The organism is Azospirillum mesophilum (assembly GCF_053470405.2).
The window spans coordinates 203,390-223,925 of the sequence record NZ_JBPXMQ020000003.1 but is presented as its reverse complement, the minus strand read 5'-3'; the positions used below and the strand labels follow the sequence as shown (position 1 = coordinate 223,925).

At 68.0% G+C, this 20,536-nt stretch carries 20 protein-coding genes and 1 riboswitch; of the genes, 13 read left to right on the top strand and 7 right to left on the bottom strand.

Annotated features, from left to right (window positions below; genetic code table 11):
• The 4 genes from thiE (at position 1) to ACSVC7_RS05210 (ending at position 4,262) form a co-directional block, all read left to right on the top strand.
• A complete protein-coding gene (gene thiE / locus ACSVC7_RS05225) occupies positions 1-651 on the top strand; it encodes a thiamine phosphate synthase (protein WP_448203366.1) in 651 nt (216 codons plus the stop codon).
• Position 652: 1 nt separating this feature from the next.
• Complete coding sequence (locus ACSVC7_RS05220; protein ID WP_448203365.1) at positions 653-1,459, top strand: TSUP family transporter; 807 nt, start codon at positions 653-655, stop codon at positions 1,457-1,459.
• Between the two features lie 351 nt (positions 1,460-1,810).
• A complete protein-coding gene (locus ACSVC7_RS05215) occupies positions 1,811-3,169 on the top strand; it encodes an OmpP1/FadL family transporter (RefSeq protein ID WP_448203364.1) in 1,359 nt (452 codons plus the stop codon).
• 97 nt (positions 3,170-3,266) lie between these two features.
• Positions 3,267-4,262 (top strand): MDR family oxidoreductase, encoded by a 996-nt coding sequence (locus ACSVC7_RS05210; protein ID WP_448203363.1) that lies wholly within the window; start codon positions 3,267-3,269, stop codon positions 4,260-4,262.
• Positions 4,263-4,363: 101 nt separating this feature from the next.
• Here the strand turns inward: ACSVC7_RS05210 and epmA are convergent, their stop codons facing one another.
• Positions 4,364-5,413: an EF-P lysine aminoacylase EpmA gene (epmA, locus tag ACSVC7_RS05205; RefSeq protein WP_448203362.1), complete on the bottom strand. Its 1,050-nt coding sequence runs from the start codon at positions 5,411-5,413 to the stop codon at positions 4,364-4,366.
• Positions 5,414-5,636: 223 nt separating this feature from the next.
• Here epmA and efp point away from each other — a divergent pair, with 223 nt between their 5' ends.
• The 5 genes from efp (at position 5,637) to ACSVC7_RS05180 (ending at position 10,693) form a co-directional block, all read left to right on the top strand.
• On the top strand, positions 5,637-6,203 hold the full coding sequence (gene efp / locus ACSVC7_RS05200; RefSeq protein WP_448203361.1) for an elongation factor P: 567 nt from the start codon (positions 5,637-5,639) through the stop codon (positions 6,201-6,203).
• 89 nt (positions 6,204-6,292) lie between these two features.
• Entirely contained in the window at positions 6,293-7,129 is an 837-nt protein-coding gene (locus ACSVC7_RS05195; RefSeq protein ID WP_448203360.1) for an inositol monophosphatase family protein, read from the top strand.
• A gap of 169 nt (positions 7,130-7,298) precedes the next feature.
• Positions 7,299-8,123, top strand: a complete 825-nt coding sequence (locus tag ACSVC7_RS05190; RefSeq protein WP_483508037.1) for an OmpA family protein — start codon at positions 7,299-7,301, stop codon at positions 8,121-8,123.
• Between the two features lie 41 nt (positions 8,124-8,164).
• Positions 8,165-9,346: a flagellar motor protein MotA gene (locus ACSVC7_RS05185; protein WP_448203358.1), complete on the top strand. Its 1,182-nt coding sequence runs from the start codon at positions 8,165-8,167 to the stop codon at positions 9,344-9,346.
• Positions 9,347-9,373: 27 nt separating this feature from the next.
• Positions 9,374-10,693, top strand: a complete 1,320-nt coding sequence (locus ACSVC7_RS05180; protein WP_448203357.1) for a peptidoglycan -binding protein — start codon at positions 9,374-9,376, stop codon at positions 10,691-10,693.
• A gap of 99 nt (positions 10,694-10,792) precedes the next feature.
• Here ACSVC7_RS05180 and gcvPB read toward each other — a convergent pair whose 3' ends face one another.
• From gcvPB to gcvT, 4 genes are all read right to left on the bottom strand, one after another.
• Positions 10,793-12,355 carry an aminomethyl-transferring glycine dehydrogenase subunit GcvPB gene (gcvPB, locus tag ACSVC7_RS05175; protein ID WP_448203356.1) on the bottom strand — a complete coding sequence of 521 codons (1,563 nt, stop codon included), beginning with the start codon at positions 12,353-12,355 and terminating at the stop codon, positions 10,793-10,795.
• Positions 12,355-13,695 (bottom strand): aminomethyl-transferring glycine dehydrogenase subunit GcvPA, encoded by a 1,341-nt coding sequence (gene gcvPA, locus ACSVC7_RS05170; protein WP_448203355.1) that lies wholly within the window; start codon positions 13,693-13,695, stop codon positions 12,355-12,357. The genes gcvPB and gcvPA overlap by 1 nt, the downstream gene beginning before the upstream one ends.
• A 1-nt stretch (position 13,696) precedes the next feature.
• Positions 13,697-14,071 (bottom strand): glycine cleavage system protein GcvH, encoded by a 375-nt coding sequence (gene gcvH / locus ACSVC7_RS05165; RefSeq protein ID WP_448203354.1) that lies wholly within the window; start codon positions 14,069-14,071, stop codon positions 13,697-13,699.
• A 113-nt stretch (positions 14,072-14,184) separates the two neighbouring features.
• A complete protein-coding gene (gene gcvT, locus ACSVC7_RS05160) occupies positions 14,185-15,297 on the bottom strand; it encodes a glycine cleavage system aminomethyltransferase GcvT (protein WP_448203353.1) in 1,113 nt (370 codons plus the stop codon).
• 199 nt (positions 15,298-15,496) lie between these two features.
• A riboswitch (glycine riboswitch) is annotated at positions 15,497-15,596 on the bottom strand.
• A gap of 273 nt (positions 15,597-15,869) precedes the next feature.
• Here gcvT and ACSVC7_RS05155 point away from each other — a divergent pair.
• Positions 15,870-16,700 (top strand): hypothetical protein, encoded by an 831-nt coding sequence (locus tag ACSVC7_RS05155; protein ID WP_448203352.1) that lies wholly within the window; start codon positions 15,870-15,872, stop codon positions 16,698-16,700.
• 51 nt (positions 16,701-16,751) lie between these two features.
• Here ACSVC7_RS05155 and ACSVC7_RS05150 read toward each other — a convergent pair whose 3' ends face one another.
• Complete coding sequence (locus tag ACSVC7_RS05150) at positions 16,752-17,270, bottom strand: hypothetical protein (protein WP_448203351.1); 519 nt, start codon at positions 17,268-17,270, stop codon at positions 16,752-16,754.
• Between the two features lie 210 nt (positions 17,271-17,480).
• On the opposite strand from ACSVC7_RS05150, the gene ispH reads away from it, so the two are divergent.
• The 3 genes from ispH to rnhA all read left to right on the top strand — a co-directional run bounded on the left by ispH (position 17,481) and on the right by rnhA (position 20,001).
• Complete coding sequence (gene ispH, locus ACSVC7_RS05145; RefSeq protein ID WP_448203350.1) at positions 17,481-18,458, top strand: 4-hydroxy-3-methylbut-2-enyl diphosphate reductase; 978 nt, start codon at positions 17,481-17,483, stop codon at positions 18,456-18,458.
• Between the two features lie 69 nt (positions 18,459-18,527).
• Positions 18,528-19,511, top strand: a complete 984-nt coding sequence (locus ACSVC7_RS05140) for a homoserine kinase (RefSeq protein WP_448203349.1) — start codon at positions 18,528-18,530, stop codon at positions 19,509-19,511.
• 4 nt (positions 19,512-19,515) lie between these two features.
• On the top strand, positions 19,516-20,001 hold the full coding sequence (gene rnhA / locus ACSVC7_RS05135; protein ID WP_448203348.1) for a ribonuclease HI: 486 nt from the start codon (positions 19,516-19,518) through the stop codon (positions 19,999-20,001).
• A gap of 19 nt (positions 20,002-20,020) precedes the next feature.
• Here rnhA and ACSVC7_RS05130 read toward each other — a convergent pair whose 3' ends face one another.
• Complete coding sequence (locus ACSVC7_RS05130; protein ID WP_448203347.1) at positions 20,021-20,503, bottom strand: peroxiredoxin; 483 nt, start codon at positions 20,501-20,503, stop codon at positions 20,021-20,023.
• Positions 20,504-20,536: the final 33 nt, after the last annotated feature.

Sequence of the window (20,536 nt, the reverse complement as noted above, 5' to 3'; positions counted from 1 at the left end):
TTGCCACAGGGTACCGAAAACACCTGTCGGCTTTACCTCGTGACGCCGCCGGCTCTTGAGCCGGCGGCGTTCGCGCCGAAACTGGCTGAGGCGCTGGACGCTGGCGATGTCGCCTGCGTGCAGCTTCGCCTGAAGGACTGTTCCGACGACGCCATCCGCCGGGCCTGCGACGCGCTGCGTCCCATCGCCCAGGAGCGCGACGTCGCCTTCATCCTGAACGACCACCCCCGGCTGGCCCGCGAGATGGGCTGCGACGGGGTGCATGTGGGGCAGACGGACACCCCCTATGCCGAGGCGCGCAAGATTCTGGGCAAGGATGCCATCGTCGGCGTGACCTGCCACGACAGCCGCCATCTCGCCATGGAAGCCGGCGAGGCCGGGGCGGACTATGTCGCCTTCGGCGCCTTCTTCCCGACCACGACCAAGGACGCCCAGCACAAGGCGGAGCCGGAGCTGCTGCGCTGGTGGTCGGAGCTGATGGAGGTGCCCTGCGTCGCCATCGGCGGCATCACGCCGGAAAATTGCGGACCGCTGGTCCAGGCCGGGGCCGATTTCCTGGCCGTGGTCAGCGCCGTGTGGCACCACCCGGACGGGCCGGGCGCGGGCGTGAAGGCCTTCAACGCCGCCATCACCGAAGCCAGCGCCGGCTGACATGGATTTGCTGTCTTTCGAGACGCTGGCCGCCCTGTTCGGGGTGGGCCTGCTGGCCGGCTTCGTCGACGCCATCGCGGGCGGCGGCGGTCTGCTGACGCTGCCGGCCCTGCTGTGGGCCGGGCTGTCCCCGGCCGAGTCGCTGGCGACCAATAAGCTGCAATCCAGCTTCGGCTCCTTCTCCGCCACGCTGAAGTTCACGCGGGGCGGCGAGGTGTCGCCGCGCGAGATGCTGTGGATGATCGCCTGCACCTTCGTCGGCTCCGCCCTGGGCGCGACGCTGGTGCAGATGCTGGACGCCAGCTTCCTGCGCAACGTCATCCCGGTCCTGCTGGTCGGCATCGCGATCTATCTGCTGGTCTCGCCCAAGGCTGGCGAGATCGACGCTCACCGCCGCATCGGGGAGCGCGCTTTCGCCCTGCTGGCCGGCACGGGCATCGGCTTATACGACGGCTTCTTCGGCCCCGGCACGGGGACCTTCTTCGCCATCGCCTTCGTCTCGCTTCTGGGATTCAACCTGCGCAAGGCCACCGCCCACACGAAGGTGCTGAACTTCACCAGCAACATCGCCGCCCTGCTGTTCTTCCTGATGGGCGGCCACATCCTGTGGGCGGCCGGCCTGCTGATGGGGGTCGGGCAGTATCTGGGGGCGCAGCTCGGCGCCCACATGGTCATCCGCAACGGGGCTGCCATCGTGCGGCCGATGCTGGTCGTCGCGTCGCTCGCCATCACGGCGAAGCTGGTGTGGACGGACGAGCAAGGCTACGTCCGCGCCGCCGTTGCCTACGTCTTCGGCCTGTTCACCTGAGCTTGGCCAAGGCGTACCGCCCCCCGAGTCGCCCCCGCAGGTTCTCCCACACGATAATTCCAACAATTCAGCGGTGTGGGGGCGAATCAAAGCCCCCGACTCCTCGCCCTTTTTGACGCCGCCCCCAAGAATGAGTGGCCAACGGCGCCCGCCGTTCAGTCACCGCACGCGCAACAATATTCCGCACCGCAGATCATCTTGCTGCGGAATTCGTATATCCGGCCCTTTCCATTGTCAGGGTCCTACTCTGAGTGGCATAAGCGGACCATGCATCGCCAGCGCGGCGAGGGACTTTACGTTAACGTCAATATGTGTATCATTGCGTTAACAAACGAATTCGGGGAGACGCGTATGCCCAAAAGGAATCACACCACATCCAATCTGAAGGCGCACCTGCTTGCCGCGGTGGCCGTTGCCGCCGTCTCGGCGCCGCTGCCGACGATGGCCGCCGGCTACTTCCTGAAGGAGCAGAGCGCGTCCGGCCAGGGAACGTCTTTCGCCGGTTCGGCCACGAACGCGGCGGGCGACGCCAGCGCCATGTTCTTCAACCCGGCTGCTCTGGGCGTGGTGAACGACAACGAAGTCGTCGGTGTGCTGTCGGGCATCTTCCCGACGTCCCAGACCACCAACGCACGCGGCACGCGCACCGCCCGGCTCGGCGGCAGCACCATTTCCGGGACCGCCAATTCGGACGACATCGGCGTCGATGCGGTGCTTCCGACCGGCTATGCCGCCTACGCGGTCTCGCCCGACGTGAAGCTCGGCCTGTCGATCAACATGCCGTGGGGTCTGTCCACCGACTATCCGGAAAACTGGGTCGGCCGCTATCACGGCATCCATTCCAGCCTCCAGACGCTCAACATCTCCCCGACCGTCGCCTATCAGCTGCTGCCCCAGCTGACCGTCGCCGGCGGCCTGCAGTTCCAGTACACCAAGGCGCGCCTGAGCCAGGCGATCGACTTCGGCTCGGCCCTCGCGGCGGCCGGCGTGGCCGGTGTCGCTCCGGGCTCGCGCGACGGCATCGGCGAGGTGAAGGGCGACAGCTGGGGCTTCGGCTTCACCGCCGGCACCCTCTACGAGCCGGTCAAGGGCACCCGAATCGGCCTGTCCTACCGCTCCTCCGTGTTCCAGGAGCTTGAGGGCGACGCGAAGTTCCAGGGCGTTCCGGCGCCACTGTCGGGCAGCTTCGCCCCGGCGTCGATCAAGGCCAAGCTGACCACCCCGGACATCATCGCCGCCGGCGTCTACCAGGAACTGACCAGCCAGTTCGCGGTGATGGCCGACGTGCAGTGGACCAACTGGTCGCGCTTCAAGGAACTGCGCATCCGCTACTCCAACCCGCTGCGCGGCGATTCGGTGACCGAGGAGCAGTGGAACGACTCCTGGTTCTTCTCGCTCGGCGCCGCCTACAAGGTCACCGACAAGCTGACCCTGCGGGCCGGCGTCGCCTACGACCAGAGCCCGGTGCCCGACGCGTTCCGCACGCCGCGCATTCCGGACTCCGACCGCTACTGGGCGTCCGTCGGCGTGGGCTATCAGATCACCGACAGCATCCGGACGGACCTGGGCTATTCCCACGTCTTCGCCCCGACCGCCAAGGTCAACCTGACCGACCCCGGCACCGGCCCGAACGCCCTGCGCGGCAACCTGACGGCCGACTACAAGGCGCACGTGGACGTCGTCGCGCTCCAGACCAAGATCAGCTTCTGATCGATCGCGTCGGTGCGGCACGGGCGGGCGCTTGCCCGCCCGTGTGCGCATGCTAGGCTTGCTCCCCACAACGACAAAACGGGGAGAGGATCCGCGCATGGCCGACAGCTTCAACGCCTTCGTCATCGAAGACGCCGACGGCAAGCCCAAGGGCGGCTTCAAGCAGCTCAGCCTCGGCGACCTTCCCGACCACGACGTGCTGGTCGAGGTCGCCTACTCCACCCTGAACTACAAGGACGGGCTGGCCGTTTCCGGCAAGGGCCGGATCGCCCGCAAGCTGCCGATGGTCGCCGGCATCGACCTGGCCGGCACGGTGGCCGAATCCCGCTCCCCCGACTGGAAGCCCGGCGACAAGGTGATCGTCAACGGCTGGGGCCTGTCCGAAACGCAATGGGGCGGCTACACCCGGTTCCAGCGCGTGAAGCCCGAGTGGCTGACCCGCCTGCCCGACGTCTTCTCTCCGGAAGAGGCCATGGCCATCGGCACCGCCGGCTACACGGCGGCGCTCTGCGTGGACGCGCTGGAAGACTGGGGCACCATACAACCCGGCGGCAAGGAAGTGGTGGTCACCGGTGCCGCCGGCGGCGTCGGTTCCGTCGCCGTGGCCCTGCTCACCAAGGCCGGCTACCCGGTCACCGCCTCCACCGGCCGCCCCGAAACCCACGAGTATCTGTCCGGACTCGGCGCCACGGCCTTCGTTGACCGCGCCGCCCTTCTGGAAAAGGGACCGCCGCTTCAAAAGGAACGCTGGGCCGGTGCCGTCGATTCGGTCGGCGGGATCACGCTGGTCAACGTCCTGTCGCAGACCGTCTGGGGCGGCGCCGTCGCCGCCTGCGGCCTCGCCGGGGGCGCCGACCTGCCGGGCACGGTCCTGCCGCACATCCTGCGCAGCGTCGCCCTGATCGGCGTCGATTCGGTCGCCGCCCCGGCCGCCCGGCGCGACCGCGCCTGGAAGCGCCTCGCCCGCCACCTCGACAAGGCGCACCTTAAGACGATGTACGAGGTGCAGCCCATGTCGAAGCTGCCGGAACTGGCCGGAAAGATCCTGGCCGGGCAGGTGCGCGGACGCGTGGTGATTGACGTGACGAAGTAGAAAGGACCGTAGGTTGGGTTGTGCGCGCGAAACCCAACACAGCCGGCACTGCGAACCTGTTGGGTTTCGCTTTGCTCAACCCAACCTACGATCTTCCTCGCCTACTGCGAGACTGGCAGCCACAGCACCTCGTCGATGGTCTCGGCACCGCTGCACAGCATGACCAGCCGGTCGAAGCCGAGCGCGATTCCGCTGCTGGCGGGCATGCCGTGCTCCAGCGCGGCGAGGAAGTCCTCGTCCACCGGGAAGCGCTCGCCGTAAAGGCGCTCCTTCAAGGCCATGTCCGCCTCGAATCGGGCGCGCTGGGCGGCGGCGTCGGTCAGTTCGCCGAAGGCGTTGGCGAGTTCAAGGCCGCAGGCGTACAGCTCGAATCGTTCGGCGAGGCGCGGGTCTTCCGGCTTCGGGCGGGACAGGGCCGCCATGCAGACGGGATAGTCGGTCAGCACGCAGGGCACGCCCGCGCCCAGATGCGGCTCGATGCGGTCGAACATCACGCGGAACACGATGTCCTCCCAGCGGTCGCCCGCGTGCGGGTGGACGCCGATGCGCTCCGCCGCCGCCGCCAGGGGGGCGGGGTCCGGGTCGTGGCTGCCGTCGAAGGTGGCGAGCAGGTCGATGCGGGCGTATTCCAGGAAGGCGTCCTGGACGGTCAGCACGCGCCAGGGCTGGAAGGGGTCGCACTCCATGCCCCGGAACGCGAAGCGATGCCGCCCGGCCGCGACGGCCGCCGCCCGCACCAGATCGACGCAATCCTGGATCAGCGTCCCGTACCCCTCCCCCGCCCGGTACCATTCGAGCATGGAGAATTCCGGCGAATGGGTCGCCGACCGCTCCCCGTTCCGGAAGACGTGGGCGATCTGGTAGATGCGCGGCATCCCGGCGACCAGCAGCTTCTTCATCGCGAATTCGGGGCTGGTGTGCAGGTACAGCCGGCGCCGGTCGTCCGGATGCGGCCCCTGGAGGTCAGTCCCGAAGGCCTGGAGATGCGGCTCCATCCCCGGCGAGACCTGAAGGGCCGGGGTGTCCACCTCGACGAAGGCGTTGTCCTCGAAGAATCGGCGCACCGCGCCCAGCACGCGCCCACGCGCCGCCAGATGCGGGCGTCGGCGGTCGAAGCTTTCGGGGGTCCAGGCGGGCGTGGCGGTGAACATGGCGTTTTCCGGATGCGGGGGGAATGATCCTGCTTATCAGAGGACGGGGACCGTCGAAAACGGACAATCCCGTGGTGCCAAGACGGTCACTTTTCTGTTTCAAACGGGGTTCCACGCACAAAGAAGGCGCGTCGGGCCGAAATTGCACCCGCCCGGCGTTGCCTCGGGGCCGGCAAGCTGCTAGGTTCCGCGCCGCCTGTCTCTTGGAAATCACGAGTATGTCATGAAGGTCAACGCCAACACGATGCGTCCCGGCCATGTGCTTGAGCACAACGGGAAGCTCTGGGTCATCACCAAGACCGCCATTGTCCAGCCCGGCAAGGGCGGCGCCTTCATCCAGCTTGAGATGAAGGACGTGCGCACCGGCACCAAGTCGATCGAGCGCTTCCGCACCCAGGAGACGGTCGAGCGCGCCCGCCTGGACGAGCACGAGATGACCTTCCTGTTCGCCGAAGGCGACAGCTTTACCTTCATGGACAAGGAAAGCTACGAGCAGGTCGCCATTCCGGGCGAGATCGTCGGCGACCAGAAGGTGTTCCTCCAGGACGGCATGGAAGTCACCGTGCAGTCCTTCGAAGGCGCGCCGCTCGGCGTCGAGATCCCCGGCAAGGTGACGCTACAGATCGTCGAGGCCGACCCGGTGGTGAAGGGGCAGACCGCCTCGTCCTCCTACAAGCCGGCCAAGCTGGAGAACGGCGTGTCGATCCTGGTGCCGCCGCACATCGACACGGGCACCCGCGTCGTCGTCGACACCCAGACCGGCGAGTACGTCGAGCGCGCCAAGGACTGAGGTCCCGCGTCTTTTTTGCGCACCGGCTCTCGCATCACGCGGGGGCCGGTGTATTCTTTTTCCGGTTTCGCACGAGATAAAGCACGCCCATGGCCACCCGCTCCGCCCTTATCAACGTGATGGTCCGCGCCGCCGAAAAGGCCGCCCGCGGCCTTGTCCGCGACTTCGGCGAGGTCGAACACCTCCAGGTGTCGCGCAAGGGGCCGGCGGACTTCGTCTCCCAGGCCGACATCAAGGCTGAAAAGCTTCTGCGCGAAGAGTTGCAGAAGGCCCGTCCGGACTTCGGTTTCCTGATGGAGGAGACGGGCGCCAGCAAGGGCAGCGACCCGACAGCGCGCTGGATCGTCGATCCGCTGGACGGCACCACCAACTTCCTGCACGGCCTGCCGCACTGGGCAATCTCCATCGCGGCGGAGAAGAACGGCGAGATCGTCGCTGGCGTCGTGTACGAGCCGGTGCACGACCAGTTGTTCTGGGCCGAGAAGGGCCAGGGCGCCTTCCTGAACCACCAGCGCCTGCGCGTGTCCGAACGCCGCAACCTGGGCGACGCGGTGATCGCCACCGGCATGCCCTTCAAGGGCCGGGGCGACCACGCCGGCTTCCTGGTCGAGGCCGAGGCCATCATGAAGGAGGTCGCGGGCATCCGCCGCTTCGGCGCCGCGTCGCTCGACCTCGCCTATGTGGCGGCGGGCCGCTACGACGGCTTCTGGGAGCGCGGGCTCGCCGCCTGGGACGTGGCGGCCGGCCAGTTGCTGGTCACCGAGGCCGGCGGCTTCGTGGGCGAGATCGGCGGCGGCCGCAACCCGGTGTTCGGCGGCTCCGTCCTGGCGGCCAACGCGCATCTGCACCTGCCGCTGGCCAAGATCCTGCGCAGTGTGGCCGACCGCAAGGCCGGCACCGCTCCGGCGGGCTCGGCGGGGGCCTAGGCCTCCCAAGGCCCCGCGTCCAAAGGGGTATTACGGCCGCGCTTTGGTGGGGAAACCCGCCGCGCGGCCCAAAGTGCGTTGTCGCTACGCCGATCGAAGGGCTATGGTACCAACGCTTTTCCGTGTAATTGGAAACTCTGCGCTGGATACCATGGGGATTGTTGGACGCATGAGCCGTTCTCCGAATGCGCCCACTGGGCGGACGGCACTGGTGCGCGTCCTTTCCGTCACCGCCGCCGCCATGGTGGCGCTCGCCGTGACGCCACCCGTCCTTGCCGCCGATACAAAGGCGGAGCCGACGAAACTCGCCCCGGCCAAAGCTGCGCCCGCCAAGGTGGAACCGGCGAAAGCGGCGCCGGCCGCGGAGCCGGTGGCGGAAAAGCTGACGCTGGAGAACGCGCAGCCCCTGCCCATCCCGCCGCCGTCGGGCGTGCAGGCGCCCAACTCGCCGCCGCCGCCGCCGCGCTTCAAGGCGCCCGTCGTGATGACGCCGCCGACGCTGCCGAGCATCGAGATCGGCGCCTCGCCGCCTCCCCCGGCCCCGCCGGCTGGCGCGCCGCCGGTCCAAGCGACGGCAAAGGCCCCGGCGCCGCATCCGCCCGCGCCCGCCCTGACGAGCGGGCCGAAAAAGACGCAGACCGCCGCCGTGCCGGCGCCTCCGCCGCACCCGTCCGTGCCGAAGCTGGGCATGCAGAGCGTCGTCTTCGACGGCTCGGCCACGACTCCTCCGGAATCGGCGGCGCCGTCCATCGCCACCATCATCGAGCGGATGCGCGGGAATGACGCGTTGCGCCTGCAACTGCGCGCCTACGCCAGCGGCACGCCGGAGACGGCGCGCGAGGCCCGGCAGCTGTCGCTCGCCCGCGCGCTGGGCATCCGGGAGCGGCTGGGGGCCGCCGGCATCCCAAGCACCCGCGTGGACATCCGGGCGCTGGGCATCGAGGCCGGCAACGGCCCGCCCGACCGGGTGGAGATGGAATTCCTGAACGAGTGAGTGGACCGACCGCCTGATCTCCCCTCTGGACGAGAGAGCCCATGGCCGCGATCGCCCCGTATCGAACGCTGGAGGAGCCTTCCCCGATGACGCGCCCGGAGCGGTTCCTGACACGGATGATCCTCTTCCTGGTGGTCGTGGGGGGCGTGGCCGCCCTGCTGTTCCCGGCGTTGCGCGCGGCCTTCCTGAACAACCCGGCGCTGAACGGGCTGATCCTGGGCACGCTGCTGGCCGGCATCCTGTTCATCTTCCGCCAAGTCCTGATGCTGCGGCCCGAGGTGGCGTGGCTGGAGCATTTCCAGAACGGCGCCGCCGCCGTAGCTCCTGAGCCGGTTCTGCTCGCCCCCATGGCGCGCATGCTGGGGGAGCGGCGCGGGCGGCTGACCCTGTCGGCGCTGTCCATGCGCTCCCTGCTCGACGGCATCGCCTCGCGGCTGGACGAATCGCGGGAGCTGTCGCGCTACCTGATCGGGCTTCTGATCTTCCTCGGCCTGCTGGGCACCTTCTGGGGCCTGCTGCACACGGTGCAGTCGGTCGGGTCGGTGATCGGCGGGCTATCGGTGAAGGGCGGCGACGTGGGCGCCATGTTCAGCAACCTTCAGCAAGGGCTGGAAGCGCCGCTGACCGGCATGGGCACGGCCTTCAGCTCCTCCCTCTTCGGCTTGGCCGGGTCGCTGGTGCTGGGCTTCCTGGAACTTCAGGCGAGTCAGGCGCACAACCGCTTCTTCCAGGACGTGGAGGACTGGCTGTCCGGCGCGACCCGCCTGTCGAGCGGGGCCGGCGGCAGCCTGGAAACCGGCGACCAGTCGGTCCCCGCCTACCTGCAAGCCCTGCTGGAGCAGACGGCGGAGAACCTCGACTCGCTCCAGCGCACCGTCGCCACGGCCGAGGAGGGTCGGCGCGCCGCCAACAGCAACCTGATGGCGCTGACCGAACGGCTGTCCACCCTGACCGACCACATGCGGGCGGAACAGCAGCTTTTGCTGCGGCTCGGCGAAAGCCAGCTTGAGATGAAGAAGCTGCTGGAGCGGCTGTCTGGCGCGGCCATCGGCGGTCTGGACGAATCGTCCCGCCAGCACCTGCGCAACATGGATATCTACCTCGCCCGCATCGTCGAGGAGTCCAGCACCGGCCGCACCCAGGCGGTGCAGGAGATCCGCAGCGAGATCAAGCTGCTGGCCCGCACCATCGCCGCGCTCGCCGAAGACGCCGAACAGCGCTGAGGTTATTAACCCAGAGGGACCGCCTCCATGGCCAGCATCAGCCGCCGCAACAGCCATCGCGAGGCCAGCGCCTGGCCCGGGTGGGTGGACGCGCTGTCGTCCCTCGTCATGGTGGTCATTTTCCTGCTGATGGTCTTCATCGTCGCCCAGTTTTACATGGCGACGGCGCTGACCGGCCGGGACGAGCAGCTGACCAACCTGAACCGTAAGGTCGCGGAGCTGAACGACCTCCTGTCGCTGGAGCGCGACGCCAACGCCGACCTGCGCGTCAACGTCGCCCAGCTCTCTGCCGAGCTTCAGGGCTCCGTCGCCGCGCGCGACGATATGACGAACCGCCTCTCCTCCCTGCAAGGCGACCTCGACAAGGCGACCCGCGCCGCCGAGGAGTTGCAGCGCACCATCCGCGCCGACAAGGAAACCGTCGAACTGAAGGTCCGCGAGGCCGCCAGCCTGCAAGCCGACCTGAAGGCCCTGCGCGAGGCCCGGCAGAAGCTGGAAGGCGAACTGGCCGAGGCCGCCGCGAACCTCCGCCTGTCGGACGAGCAGCGCCAAGCCCTGCTGGCCCAGCTGGGCGGGGAACGCGACCGCTCCAAGGCGCTGGAATCGCGGCTCGCCGACGCCGGCGAAAAGACGATGCTCGCGCAGAAGGACATCGAACAGCGCGACATCCGCATCAAGGATCTGATGGCCTCGCTGACCGGCGAACAGGGCGAGACGGGCAAGGCCCGCCAGCAGGTGGACGTGCTGAACCAGCAGATCGCCGCGCTGCGCGACCAACTCGCCAGGATCGGCGCGGTGCTGGAGGCGTCGGAGAAGAAGTCGGACGAGCAGAAGATCCAGATCGCCGAACTCGGCTCCCGCCTCAATCAGGCGTTGGCCGCGAAGGTGCAGGACCTCGCCCGCTACCGCTCGGAGTTCTTCGGCCGCGTGCGCGAGGCGCTGGGCAACCGGCCCGACGTGCGCATCGTCGGCGACCGCTTCGTCTTCCAGTCGGAGCTTCTGTTCCCCTCCGGGTCCGCGACGCTGGAAGAGGCCGGCAAGCAGCGTCTGGCCGAACTGGCCCGCACGCTGATGGAAATCGGAAAGAAGATCCCGCCGGACGTGAATTGGGTGCTGCGCGTGGACGGCCACACCGACAACCGCCCCGTCCGCCTGCAATTCGCCTCCAACTGGGAACTGTCGGCGGCACGCGCGATTTCGGTGGTGAAGTTCCTGATCGACCAGGGCATCCCGCCGGAACGTCTGGCCGCCGCCGGTTTCGGCGAGTATCAGCCGCTCGACCCCGGCACCAGCGATGAAGCGCTGGCGCGGAATCGGCGCATTGAGGTGAAGCTCGATCAGCGGTGAGGCGTTTGCCCCCTCCCCGACCCTCCCCCGCTAACGCGGGAGAGGGAGATTAGTCCCCTCCACCGCGAAGCGGGGGAGGGTCAGGGAGGGGGCAACACCTTACTCCGCCGCGACCTTCTCCACCGCTTCCGGCGTCCAGCGCAGGATCGGCTTGCGGGCGGCGGCGGTTTCGTCCAGGCGGCGGCGTGGGGTCAGGCGCGGGGCGCCCTGGAAATACTCCACGTCACCACCCTTGGCCCGCTCCGCCAGAGCGCGCAGCGCGGTGATGAACTGGTCGAGGCCGGCCTTCGACTCCGTCTCGGTCGGCTCGATCAGCAGCGCGCCGTGCACCACCAGCGGGAAGTACATGGTCATCGGGTGGAAGCCCTCGTCGATCAGCGCCTTGGCGATGTCGAGCGTGGTGACCCCGGTGCCCTTCAGGAAGCGGTCGTCGAACAGGCATTCGTGCATGCACGGGCCGTCGAAGGACGGGCTCATCACGTCCTTCAGGCTGGCGAGCACATAGTTCGCGTTCAGCACCGCGTCGCTCGACGCCTGCCACAGGCCATCGGCGCCGTGGCTCAGCATGTAGGAAAGGGCGCGGACGAACATGCCCATCTGGCCGTGGAAGGCCTTCATGCGGCCGAAGGCCGGCCCGTCCCCGGCATGCTCCACCAGACGGAAGGCGCCATCCTTGGACTGCACGACGTAGGGCACCGGCACGTAGGGGGCCAGCGACTCCGCGAAGACCACCGGACCGGAGCCCGGACCGCCGCCGCCGTGCGGGGTGGAGAAGGTCTTGTGCAGGTTGATGTGCATCACGTCGATGCCGAGGTCCGCCGGGCGCACCCGGCCGACGATGGCGTTGAAGTTGGCACCGTCGCAGTAGAAGTAGGCGCCGGCCGCGTGCACGGCCTCGGCGATGGTGATGATGTCCCGCTCGAACAGGCCGCAGGTGTTCGGGTTGGTCAGCATCAGGCCGGCCACGTCGGGGCCGAGCTTCGCCTTCAGCGCGTCCAGATCGACGCGCCCGTCCTCGGTCGCCGGGATGGCCTCGACCGCGTAGCCGCAGGCGGCGGCGGTCGCCGGGTTGGTGCCGTGGGCGCTTTCCGGCACCAGGATCTTGGTGCGGCCGGTGTCACCCTTGGCCTCATGGGCGGAGCGGATCGCCATGATGCCGCACATCTCGCCGTGCGCGCCGGCCGCCGGGGCCAGCGTCACCGCCGCCATGCCGGTCAGCGTGGCGAGCCAGCGGCCCAGCTCCGCCATCAGCTCCAGCGCACCCTGCACGGTGCTTTCCGGCTGGAGCGGGTGCACGTCGGAGAAGCCCGGCAGCCGCGCCATCTTCTCGTTCAGGCGCGGGTTGTGCTTCATCGTGCAGGAGCCCAGCGGGTAGAGCCCGCTGTCGATGGCGTAGTTCTTCTGCGACAGGCGCGTGTAGTGGCGGACCACCTGCGGTTCGGCGAGGCCCGGCAGGCCCACCTTGGCGCGAGGCTTCACGGCGCCCAGGCGAGTCTTGCCCGCGGGAACCTCCGGCAGGTCGACGCCGCAGCGGCCGGGGCTGTCCTGTTCGAAGATCAGCGGTTCTTCGATCTGGAGGCCGCGGTTGCCGGTGACGGTCTGCGGAACGGCGCTGTCGGTGCTCCGAATGTCGGTCGGGCGCCCTTGATTGTTCATCGTCATCACAGAACCTCGGCAAGGGCCTTGGCGAAAGCGTCCATGTCGGACTCGGTGTTCGTCTCGGTGGCGGCCACGATCAGCAGGTCGTCCAGTTCACCCGCGAACAGGCGCGACGCCGGGACGCCGCCGAGGATGCGGCGCTCGGCCAGTTCCTCGACCACCTGGGCGGCGGGCTTGGGCAGCTTCACCGTGAATTCGTTGAAGAAGCTGTCGTTGATGATGTCGACGCCCTTCACGGCCGCCAGCTTGTCGGCCAGCTGAACCGCCTTGGCGTGGTTCAGGCGGGCGAGCTGCGTGAAGCCTTCCTCGCCCAGCAGGCTGAGGTGGATCGAGAAGGCCAGCGCGCACAGGCCGGAGTTGGTGCAGATGTTCGAGGTCGCCTTCTCGCGGCGGATGTGCTGCTCGCGCGTGGAGAGCGTCAGCACGAAGCCGCGGCGGCCGTCGGCGTCCACTGTCTGGCCGCAGAGGCGGCCCGGCATCTGCCGGACCAGCTTTTCCTTCACGGCGAACAGGCCGACATACGGACCGCCGAAGTTCAGCGCGTTGCCCAGCGACTGACCTTCCGCCGCCACGATGTCGGCGCCCATTTCGCCCGGCGGGGTCAGCAGGCCGAGCGACACGGCCTCCGTCACCACGACGATCAGCAGCGCGCCCTTGGCTTGGCACATCTGGCCGAGCGCGGTGTAGTCCCGCACATGGCCGAAGACGTCCGGGTTCTGCACGACGACGCAGGAAGTGTTGTCGTCCACCAGCGCCATCAGATCCTCGCCCCCGTTCGGGGCGGGCGGCATGGCGACCGTCTCGAAGCCGATGAAGCGGGCGTCGGTGGTGGTGGTGTCGCGGTAATGCGGGTGCAGGCCGCCGGACAGAATGGCCTTCTTCCGCCGCGTGACGCGGTTGGCCATCATCACGGCCTCCGCACAGGCGGTGGCGCCGTCGTACATGGAGGCGTTCGCCACATCCATGCCGGTCAGCAGCGAGACCTGGGTCTGGAACTCGAACAGCACCTGCAGCGTGCCCTGGCTCACCTCCGGCTGGTAGGGGGTGTAGGCGGTCAGGAACTCGCCGCGCTGGACCAGATGATCCACCGTCGCCGGGACATGGTGGCGGTAGGCACCGGCGCCCAGGAAGCTCGGCACGCTGCCGGCCGGCAGGTTCTTGCCCGCCATGGCCGACAGGGTGCGCTCGACCTCCAGCTCGCCCATGTGATTGGGCAGCCCCTCGATCGGGCCGGGAAGGCGGGCGGCCTTCGGCACGTCGCGGAACAGATCGTCCACCGATGAGGCGCGGATCGCCGCCAGCATGGACCGCCGGTCGGCCTCGGTCAGGGGCAGATAACGCATGTTACGCCTGTCCTTCCACGAAGGCCTTGTAGGCGGTCTCGTCCATCAGGGCGTCCAGCTCGGCCGGGTTGCTGAGGCGGATCTTGAAGAACCAGCCCTGGGTCTCGGCACCGGCGTTGACCAGCGACGGATCGTCCACGAGCGCCTGGTTGATCTCGGTGACCTCGCCGGAAACCGGGGCGTAGACGTCGCTGGCCGCCTTCACGGATTCGACGACGGCGGCTTCCTTGCCCTGCTGGAGTGTGCGGCCGACGTCCGGCAGCTCCACGAAGACCACGTCGCCGAGCTGGTGCTGGGCGTGGTCGCTGACGCCGACGGTCCCGACATCGCCCTCGACGCGGACCCACTCGTGATCCTTGGTGTACTTGATGGTCATGGCCTTTTCCCCTGAAAGAAGTTCGTAGGTTGGGTTGAGCGGAAGCGAAACCCAACATGGTCGCGATGCGGAGTGCGTTGGGTTTCGCTGCGCTCAACCCAACCTACGGGGCCTTACCCCCGGTAATAACGCTGCGGCACGAAGGGCATGGCGGCGACCTTGGCGGCCAGCGGCTTGCCGCGGACGATGAGCTGCACCGGTGTGTCGAGCGCGGCGTGCGCGCGGTCGACATAGCCCATGGCGACCGGCGCGTTCGCGGTGGGGCCGAAGCCGCCGCTGGTCACCTCGCCGATCTTGTTGCCGCTGGCGTCGCAGATCTCCGTGTGCTCGCGGGCCGGCTGGCGGCCTTCCGGCTGGATGCCGACACGGCGGCGCGGCGCGCCGTTGGCGAGCTGGTCCTTGATGACATCGTAACCGGGGAAGCCCCCCTCCTCGCGGCGGCGCTTGGACAGCGCCCATTCCAGCGCGGCTTCGACGGGCGTGGTCGTCTCGTCGATGTCGTGGCCGTAGAGGCAGAGCCCGGCCTCCAGCCGCAGCGAGTCGCGAGCACCCAGGCCGATGGCCTCGACCTCGTCCTCGGCCAGCAGGGCGCGGGCGATGGTCTCCGCGTCGGCCTTGTCGCAGGAGATCTCGTAGCCGTCCTCGCCCGTGTAGCCGGAGCGGGTGATGATCACCGGAATGCCCTTGAAGGTGGCCGGCAGGTAGCTCATGAACTTCATGGTCGCGGCCTCGGGCACGAAGCGCGCCATCACGCCAGCCGCCGCCGGACCCTGCAGCGCCATCAGCGCGAGGTCGTCCAGCAGTTCCACCTCGGCCTTGCCCTTCAGGCGTTCGCGCAGATGGGCGACGTCATGATCCTTGCGGGCGGCGTTGACGACCAGGAACAGGTGGTCACCGGCGTTGGTGACCATCAGGTCGTCCAGGATGCCGCCCTGCTCGTTCAGGAACAGCGTGTAGCGCATGCGCCCGCGCGCCAGCCCCTTGATGTCGCCGGGAACCAGCGACTCGAGCGCCGCCGCCGGGTCGTCGCCGGTCAGCCGCACCTGCCCCATGTGCGACACGTCGAACAGGCCGGCCTTGTCGCGGGTGTGCTGGTGCTCCTTCAGGATGCCCAGCGGGTACTGCACCGGCATGTCGTAGCCGGCGAAGGGCACCATGCGGCCCTTCAGCTCCAGATGGAGGCCATGGAGAGGGGTGGTCTTCAGGTTCTCGGGCGCCTCGGTCACGCGGGTCCTCCGACATAGGGGCACAACCCCGCGCCAGGATTGGCGCGAGTCCTGCCCCCTCTGTCCTGGACCTGAGAGATTCACCGGCGGGGTTGGGTCCCGAACACCGGCTTACTCCTTCGGTGAGACCGGGCCTCCGTCCCCGTCGGGACAGGAGCCGTCGAAACGGCGCGGCCAAGGCTGCTTTCCAGAGTCGCCTTATCCCCTTGCGGTCCTTTTGCCTGAGAGTTTCCGGGGCGGTTGCTCCTTCGGCGCCACCGGCCGGCGAACCGGTCGGCGATCTCTCCCGCGAGGGATCATCGGCATATGACGAACACACTACCGACATGCCCCGGAATGTCAATCGGGGCTTCAGGGCTGAACGTGTTGGGCCGCCGCTCCCGGACGGAAGCGACTCGGCATCGGAAAAGGCAAAGTCCGGCACCGGACCGTCAACTAGGATTATTTTCTGCTTCTGCGGATTTTTTTCTCCCATTAACACGAAAAGGCGAATATTCCTATTAACGCGAGCAGCGAGGACCGGATGCACGGTTCGCGCTCACAAACTTCCCATTTCCAATCGGAGCAGACGCATGTCCGTTCAGACCTTCAACCCCACCGACCTGCCGCAGAGCACCGCCAACTGGGCCGTCGCCCAGCGCATCGTCGGCCCCTTCGCCCCGCACGCGCAGGTGTCGCCCGACCTGACCATCATGCTCGACCCCGGCTATCTGCTGAACGGCACCACCCTGACCGAGGTGAAGGCGCAGGTCGTCGGCCCCTTCGCTCCGCCGGCCTCGGGCTTCCGCATCGACCGCGTGGTGGTGGACCGTTCGACGGGCGCGGCGAGCGTCGTCGCCGGCACGGCAAACAGCCTGACCCCGCCGGCGATTCCGGCGGGCAAGTTGCCGGTGGCGCGGGTGTTCGTGGAGAGCACCGCGCAGGCCATCGACAACAACTCCATCGTGGATGAGCGGGCGCTGTTCGACATGACCCCCGACAGCACGCCGGTGATCTCACGCGCAACTCTTGGCGACGTGGACCAGACAGGCATCCCCTCGCAAACGAACACGAAGATCAATTTGGGAACCGCTGAAATCAACGTCGGCAGCGGTTTCGATACCGCATCGAAGCGGTTTAAACCATCGGTTTCCGGCCATTACTCGATCTCGGCGCAGATCTGCCTGCTGACCGCCAGCAACACCGATATGCGGGCCATTCTCTACAAGAACGGCTCCACGACGGCCACCGGCGGTGAATCGACATCCACGGGGGCAGTGGGCTTCGCCACGGTGACCGATATCATCTACCTGAACGGCAGCACCGACTACGTTGAGCTTTACGCCAGCCAGTCCACCGGCAATTCCCTGACGGCGTCGGGCGGCCGCAACGCGACCTATCTGGTGGCGAGCCGCATCGGCTGAGTCACACCATTCAATACCAAGGGCGCCCAATCGGGCGCCCTTTTTTTACACTCACTGCTTCAACTGCGCGCGGTTGAAGGCCAACTGGTCCGGCGTCAGCTGGAAGCCCAGGAAAATCTTCCAATCCTTCGCGTTCACGTACTTGGGCAGAGGGATCTTCGGCGCCAGCTCCTCGCGGCTGCCGGAGCGCACCTTGCCGGGCTCGAAGGCGACGGTCGTCTCGAACTCGGACTTGGCGCTCGGCGTCTCCTCGCCAGGCTTGGCGACGGCGACGAAATAGCGGTAGGTCGCCTGATTGCCCTGCAGGGCCGGTCCGCGCTCCGCCACCAGGAAGAGGTTCACGTTCACGGTCACGCCGTTGTCGGTGTAGTCGCAGCCGCCGTTGAAATCGGCCAGCGCCGCGCGCGACGTGATGTCCGTCAGGTCGCGGCCGCCGCTGCGGAACTGGGTCACCTCCGACAGGTCGCGGACGATGGCCACCTTCGGGCAGGCCAGGGCCGCTTCCGTCGGGTTCGATCCGCCGAGGCCGAGGCTGGAGCAGCCGGACAGCAGCAGCGCGGCCGGGGCCATCACACCCAAAGACAACAGCGCGGACGCCAGCGGGCTTTTCCGGGCGGGGGTTCCTATATTACGGTCGCGGCGGCGGTCCATCGGTCTGGCCTAACGGTTGGATTGGTGCAACGGCCCGCGACTTTAGAGAAGCGGCAGGGCCGGCACAAGGCTGCGCCGTGGCGGCAACGAACCCTTTCGGCACCCTTTTTCAGGCATCGGAACAGCGGCATGACCAAGACGCCCCTCACCATCCTGCTCGCGGCCCCCCGCGGCTTCTGCGCCGGTGTGGACCGCGCGATCCAGATCGTCGAGGTGGCGCTTGAGAGGTTCGGCGCGCCGGTCTACGTTCGGCACGAGATCGTGCACAACCGCTTCGTCGTGCAGAGCCTGGAAGCCAAGGGCGCCGTCTTCGTGGACGAGCTGGATCAGGTGCCGGACGGCGTGCCCGTCGTCTTCTCCGCCCACGGCGTGCCGAAGTCGGTGCCCGAGGCGGCCGAGCAGCGCGGCCTTTTCTACCTCGACGCCACCTGCCCGCTGGTCAGCAAGGTGCACCGCGAGGCGGAGCGCCATTTCAACGAAGGGCGCCAGATCGTCCTGATCGGCCACGCCGGCCACCCGGAGGTGATCGGCACCATGGGCCAGCTGCCCGAAGGCGCCGTCGTACTGGTGGAGACGGTGGAGGATGTGGCGACGCTGGAGGTCGAGGATCCGAACAACCTCGCCTACGCCACCCAGACCACCCTGTCGGTGGACGAGACGACCAGCATCGTTGCCGCCCTGCGGGAGCGCTTCCCGGCCATCGGCGGCCCGAAGAAGGAAGACATCTGCTACGCCACCACCAACCGGCAGCAGGCGGTGAAGGCCATCGCGCCGAAGGTGGACGCGCTGCTGGTGCTGGGTGCGCCCAACTCCTCCAACTCCAAGCGGCTGGTGGAGGTGGCGAAGACCCATGGCTGCACGCGCGCCCAGCTCGTCCAGCGCGCGTCGGACATCGACTGGACGGCGCTGGAGGGCATCGGGCGGCTGGGCATCACCGCCGGCGCCTCCGCGCCCGAGGTGCTGGTGGAGGAGGTCATCGACGCCGCCCGCGCCCGCTTCGCCGTGACGGTGGAAGAACTGCGCACCGCCTTCGAGGACATCACCTTCAAGCTGCCCAAGGCCCTGCTGGACACCGATATCGCACTCCGCACGAAGGAAGAGGCGTGATCCGGCGGACCGTCATTGACCCGCACCGCCATTGACCGGCGTCCCGAATCCCGGTAAGGCGCTGGTCCCATGGCCGTTTACACCGAAGTTTCCGACGAAGACCTGAACGCCTTCATCGCCCAGTACGATCTGGGCGGCGTTCTGTCGTGCAAGGGCATCGCCGAGGGGGTGGAGAATTCCAACTACCTCCTCGTCACGGAGCGCGGCCCCTACATCCTCACGCTCTACGAAAAGCGCACGAAGCGCGAGGATCTGCCCTTCTTCCTGGGGCTGATGGAGCATCTGGCCGACAAGGGCATCGCCTGCCCGCTGCCGGTGCAGGGCCGCGACGGGCAGCCTCTGCGCGAACTGTGCGGCCGGCCGGCGGTGATCGTCACCTTTCTGGCCGGCATGTGGCCCCGCCGCATCACGCCGCACCACTGCGCCGAGCTGGGCACCGCGCTGGCGCGCCTGCACCTCGCCGTTGCCGACTTCCGCATGGTGCGGCCGAACGCCCTGTCGCTCGCCGGCTGGAAGGACCTGTTCGAAAAGTGCGCCCCGCGCGCCGACGAGGTCGGCCGCGACCTGCGCGCCACGCTGGAAAAGGAACTGGCGGCGCTGGAGGCCAACTGGCCCGGCGCCTTGCCCTCCGGCGTCATCCACGCCGACCTGTTCCCGGACAACGTCTTCTTCCGCGGAAACGAGCTGTCGGGCCTGATCGACTTCTACTTCGCCTGCAACGACTTCCTGGCCTACGACATCGCCATCTGCGTGAACGCGTGGTGCTTCGAGGTGGACGGGTCGTTCAACGCCACCAAGGCGCGGCTGCTGCTGACCAGCTATCAGAAGGTCCGCCCCCTGTCGCGGGACGAGCTGTCCGCCCTGCCCTGGCTGTGCCGCGGCAGCGCGATGCGCTTCCTGCTGACCCGGCTCTACGACTGGCTGAACCACCCGCCGGGCGCCTTCGTGCGGCCCAAGGACCCGTTGGAATATCTGCGCAAGCTGCGCTTCCACCAGACCGTCAAGGGGCTGGGCGACTACTGCCTGGACGATGGCGGTTCTTACGAAGTCTGACACCATGAACGACGACAAACAGGTCGTTGAAGGCGCCCCGAAGGCCGTGGACATCTTCACCGACGGGGCGTGCAGCGGCAACCCCGGCCCCGGCGGCTGGGGGGCCATCCTGCGCTACGGCACGGTGGAAAAGGAGCTGTATGGCGGCGAGCCCGCCACCACCAACAACCGCATGGAGCTGATGGCCGCCATCCAGGCGCTGGAAGCGCTGAAGCGGCCGATGAAGGTGCGGCTCTACACCGACAGCGAATATGTGAAGAACGGCATCACCCAGTGGATCCACGGCTGGAAGGCCAAGGGCTGGAAGACCGCCGACAAGAAGCCGGTGAAGAACGAGGACCTGTGGCGCCGGCTCGACGCCGCCAAGCAGCAGCACGACATCGAGTTTCACTGGGTGCGCGGCCACGCCGGCCACCCGGAGAACGAGCGCGCCGACGCGCTCGCCCGCCAGGGGGTCGCCGACGTCCGGCAGGCCGGACGCGGCGCTTAACCGTCGCTGATCGGGCGCGTTACAGGGCGCCCAGCACCGCCTCGGCCGAGGACACCTCGAACTGGCCGGGCTTCTCCACCGCGAGGTGGGTGACCTTGCCGTCCTTGGCGACGAGCGCAAAGCGCTGGCCGCGCGTGCCGAGCCCGTAGCCCGAACCGTCCATCGTCAGGCCCAGCGCCTGGGTGAAGGTGGCGTTGCCGTCGGGCAGCATGGTGACCTTGCCGGCGGCGCTGTTCTTCTCGCCCCAGGCCCGCATCACGAAGGGGTCGTTGACGGCGAGGCAGACGACGTTGTCCACGCCTTTGGCCTTCAGCGCGTCGGCCTGCTGGACGAAGCCCGGCAGGTGCTTGGCGGAGCAGGTCGGGGTGAAGGCGCCGGGCACGGAGAAGAGGACCACCGTCTTGCCCTTGAAGATCTCGTCGGTGGTGATGTCCTGCATGCCGTTGTCGGTCAGGTGCTTCAGGGTGACCGACGGGATGGTATCGCCCACTTGGATGGTCATGTCTCGTTCCCTCTCGTTTTTAGATTTGCTCTA

Coding starts and splice junctions, on each gene's coding strand:
- ACSVC7_RS05220 (WP_448203365.1), top strand. CDS start 653: ATGGATTTGCTGTCTTTCGAGACGCTGGCCGCCCTGTTCGGGGTGGGC.
- ACSVC7_RS05215 (WP_448203364.1), top strand. CDS start 1,811: ATGCCCAAAAGGAATCACACCACATCCAATCTGAAGGCGCACCTGCTT.
- ACSVC7_RS05210 (WP_448203363.1), top strand. CDS start 3,267: ATGGCCGACAGCTTCAACGCCTTCGTCATCGAAGACGCCGACGGCAAG.
- epmA (WP_448203362.1), bottom strand. CDS start 5,413: ATGTTCACCGCCACGCCCGCCTGGACCCCCGAAAGCTTCGACCGCCGA.
- efp (WP_448203361.1), top strand. CDS start 5,637: ATGAAGGTCAACGCCAACACGATGCGTCCCGGCCATGTGCTTGAGCAC.
- ACSVC7_RS05195 (WP_448203360.1), top strand. CDS start 6,293: ATGGCCACCCGCTCCGCCCTTATCAACGTGATGGTCCGCGCCGCCGAA.
- ACSVC7_RS05190 (WP_483508037.1), top strand. CDS start 7,299: ATGAGCCGTTCTCCGAATGCGCCCACTGGGCGGACGGCACTGGTGCGC.
- ACSVC7_RS05185 (WP_448203358.1), top strand. CDS start 8,165: ATGGCCGCGATCGCCCCGTATCGAACGCTGGAGGAGCCTTCCCCGATG.
- ACSVC7_RS05180 (WP_448203357.1), top strand. CDS start 9,374: ATGGCCAGCATCAGCCGCCGCAACAGCCATCGCGAGGCCAGCGCCTGG.
- gcvPB (WP_448203356.1), bottom strand. CDS start 12,355: ATGACGATGAACAATCAAGGGCGCCCGACCGACATTCGGAGCACCGAC.
- gcvPA (WP_448203355.1), bottom strand. CDS start 13,695: ATGCGTTATCTGCCCCTGACCGAGGCCGACCGGCGGTCCATGCTGGCG.
- gcvH (WP_448203354.1), bottom strand. CDS start 14,071: ATGACCATCAAGTACACCAAGGATCACGAGTGGGTCCGCGTCGAGGGC.
- ACSVC7_RS05155 (WP_448203352.1), top strand. CDS start 15,870: ATGTCCGTTCAGACCTTCAACCCCACCGACCTGCCGCAGAGCACCGCC.
- ACSVC7_RS05150 (WP_448203351.1), bottom strand. CDS start 17,270: ATGGCCCCGGCCGCGCTGCTGCTGTCCGGCTGCTCCAGCCTCGGCCTC.
- ispH (WP_448203350.1), top strand. CDS start 17,481: ATGACCAAGACGCCCCTCACCATCCTGCTCGCGGCCCCCCGCGGCTTC.
- ACSVC7_RS05140 (WP_448203349.1), top strand. CDS start 18,528: ATGGCCGTTTACACCGAAGTTTCCGACGAAGACCTGAACGCCTTCATC.
- rnhA (WP_448203348.1), top strand. CDS start 19,516: ATGAACGACGACAAACAGGTCGTTGAAGGCGCCCCGAAGGCCGTGGAC.
- ACSVC7_RS05130 (WP_448203347.1), bottom strand. CDS start 20,503: ATGACCATCCAAGTGGGCGATACCATCCCGTCGGTCACCCTGAAGCAC.